Origin of the sequence: Mesorhizobium sp. M5C.F.Ca.IN.020.32.2.1 (assembly GCF_004023105.1) — a bacterium.
Taxonomy (GTDB): Bacteria; Pseudomonadota; Alphaproteobacteria; order Rhizobiales; family Rhizobiaceae; genus Mesorhizobium; species Mesorhizobium wenxiniae.
This window is the reverse complement of record NZ_RZSX01000743.1, coordinates 1-3,196: the sequence shown is the minus strand read 5'-3', so window position 1 is coordinate 3,196 and position 3,196 is coordinate 1. Positions and strand designations below refer to the sequence as shown.

The 3,196-nt window shown below is 63.2% G+C and carries 1 protein-coding gene and 1 pseudogene; one reads left to right on the top strand and one right to left on the bottom strand.

Annotated features, from left to right (window positions below; all coding sequences use genetic code 11):
- Positions 1-220: pseudogene (locus EOA86_RS39625) on the bottom strand (MscL family protein); the annotation flags it as partial.
- Positions 221-278: 58 nt separating this feature from the next.
- On the opposite strand from EOA86_RS39625, the gene EOA86_RS28055 reads away from it, so the two are divergent.
- On the top strand, positions 279-3,196 hold a 2,918-nt coding region (locus tag EOA86_RS28055), incomplete at its 3' end, for a PAS-domain containing protein (protein WP_128344651.1).

Sequence of the window (3,196 nt, the reverse complement as noted above, 5' to 3'; positions counted from 1 at the left end):
GGTCCATGACGTTACCCCGGGAAATGAATTCCTGGAATTCTTTCAGCATTCGACCCTCCTTGTTCTGACGGGCCAGGCCGCCCCTCGCCCGATCGTTGGCTTCACTGGCACAATAGCAAAAACCTGCGGTTGCAGCATGGACAAAAGACCGTTTCCGCCGGCCAAAATTCCGAAGCCGCAGCCATCCTGCGCCGAAAGCCGCGATGGACTTGATCGCCAAGCTGTGATTGCGTCTCAGCAGGCCGGATGCAAAACCGGCAAGGGAGGATTGTCAGGCCGTGCAGGGCTGGTTCGTCGTCATCATTGCGATTGCCTATGTGACGTTGCTGTTCGCCATCGCCAGCCTCGGCGACCGGCGCTCAACGACATCCGGGTCTGACCGGGCCCGGCCCTTCATCTATGCGCTCAGCCTGGCGATCTACTGCACCTCCTGGACGTTCTTCGGTTCGGTCGGCCTTTCCTCCGAGCGCGGCCTTGAATTCCTCGGCATCTATATCGGCCCGGTGCTGGTGTTCGTGTTCGGCTTTCCGCTGCTTCGGCGCATCGTCAGGCTGGCCAAGACAGAGAAGATCACCTCGATCGCCGACTTCCTCGGCGCCCGCTACGGCAAGAGTTTCGCAGTAGCAGCGATTGCCACGCTGATCGCGACGGTAGGCGCGGTGCCTTACATGGCGCTGCAGTTGAAGGCGATTTCCGGCTCGGTCAGCCTGATGGTCGAGCATTATACCGGCTCGCCGCCCTCCTTCGATCCCTTCGTCAGCGACATCTCGCTGGTCGTCGCCATGCTGCTTGCGCTGTTTGCGGTGCTATTCGGCACGCGCCACGCCGACGCCACCGAGCACCAGGACGGGCTGGTACTGGCCGTCGCGGTGGAAACGGTCGTCAAGCTCGCGGCCTTCCTGGCGATCGGCCTGATGGTGACCTTCCTGATCTTCGGCGGCCCGGGCGATATGGTCGACAAGCTCGCCGAGAATACGCAAGTGCAGCAGGCGATGGGCTACCGCACGTCGCTCGCCACCTGGCTGGTACTGACGTGTTTGAGCGGTTTCGCTATCATCATGCTGCCGCGCCAGTTCTACGTCACCATCGTCGAGAATCGCAGCGAGGCCGAACTGCGCACCGCGACATGGGTGTTTCCGCTCTATCTGGTGGCGATCAACCTTTTCGTGCTGCCGATCGCGCTCGCCGGCCTGGCGCTGGTCGGCACCAGGACCAGCAGCGATCTCTATGTCCTGTCGCTGCCGCTGCTCAGCGGTCACGATGTGTTGGCCATGGCCGCCTTCATCGGCGGCCTGTCGGCGGCGACCGCGATGGTGATCGTAGAAAGCGTCGCGCTGTCGATCATGATCTCCAACGACCTCGTCATTCCGCTGTTTGTGCGTCGCCTGCTCAAGACCACGACATCGGAGAACGAGGACTGGTCAGCGCTCATCCTCAACGTGCGACGTGCGGCGATCTTCATCATGCTGTTCATCGCCTTCCTCTACTATCGCGAGAGCACCGACAGCGCGCGGCTCTCCTCTATCGGCCTGATGTCCTTCGCCGCGATCGCGCAGTTCGCGCCGGCCTTGATCGGCGGACTGATCTGGCGCGGCGCCAATGGCAGGGGGGCGGCGCTCGGCATGGTCGCCGGCATCGTCGTCTGGAGCTATACGCTGCTGCTTCCTTCGCTCGCCGCGTCCGACACCGGCATTGTCGTCCACGGCCTGTTCGGCTTCGACGCATTGCGGCCGCAAGCGCTGTTCGGCACCATCGCCGAGCCGCTGAACCACGGTGTCCTGTGGAGCCTGTCGATCAACACGCTGTTCTTCGTGCTCGGCTCGCTGTCGCGCGCGTCGGTGCCGCTGGAACGCATCCAGGCGTCGATCTTCGTGCCGCGCGAGGCGAGCCCGATGCCGAGCCTGCGCCGCTTCCGCACCACCGTCACCGTCAACGACCTCAAGGACACCATCGCGCGCTATCTTGGCGTCGAACGCACCGAGCGGTCCTTCCAGTCGTTTGAAGAGAGCAGCGGCGCTTCGCTGCACGGCAACGAACAAGCCAGCATGGACGTCATCCGCTTCTCCGAGCAGCTTCTGGCGAGTGCCGTCGGCTCCTCCTCGGCTCGGCTGATCCTGTCGCTGCTGCTGCGCCGCAACGACCGCGAATCCAAGGATGCCTTCCGCCTGCTCGACGACGCCACCGAGGCGCTGCAGCACAATCGCGACTTGCTGCAGATCGCGCTCGACCAGATGGAACAAGGCATCACCGTCTTCGACAGGGATTTCCGGCTGATCTGCTGGAATCGCCAGTATCGGGCGCTGTTCGACCTGCCCGACGAGATGGGCCAGGTCGGCGTCTCGCTCGACCGCATCCTGCGCCACCTGGCCGAGCGCGGCGACATTCCGGCCGACCAGCGGGTGGCGATGCTCAACCGCCTCACCAGTTTCGTCAGCCCATGGCAGATGGAGCTGAAGACCAGCGGCCGCATCCTGGAGTTGCGCTCCAACCCAATGCCAGATGGCGGCATCGTCGCCACCTATGCCGACATCTCAGGACGCGTCGAGCAGGATCTGGCGCTGAAGCGCGCCAATGAATCGCTGGAACAACGCGTCAAGGACCGCACTGTCGAACTGACCCGCGTCAACGAGGAACTGGCACAGGCGCAGATGCTGGCCGAGGAGGCCAATCTCGGCAAGACGCGTTTCCTCGCCGCCGCCGGCCATGACATCCTGCAGCCCCTGAACGCCGCCCGCCTCTATTGCTCGTCGCTGATCGAAAAGGCCGGCAAGGGCCCGACCGGCAAGGCCGCAAACAACATCGAATCTTCGCTGGAATCGGTCGAGACCATTCTCGGTGCGGTGCTCGACATTTCTCGTCTCGACGCTGGTGCGATGAAACCGGACGATACGGCTTTCAGCCTGGAAGGACTGCTGCGCCAGATCGGCAACGACTTCCAGCCGCTTGCCGCCGAGAAGAAACTCAGACTGACGATCATGCCCTCGTCACTCAGCGTGATGACGGATCGCAATCTGCTACGCCGCCTGATCCAGAACCTGGTGTCCAACGCCATCAAATACACGCGCCATGGCCGCATCCTGGTCGGCGTGCGGCGGCGCGGCGAACTGGCCGAGATCCAGGTGATCGATACCGGCATCGGCATTGCCACCGACAAGCTGAACACGGTCTTTCACGAATTCACCCGGCTCGACGAGGG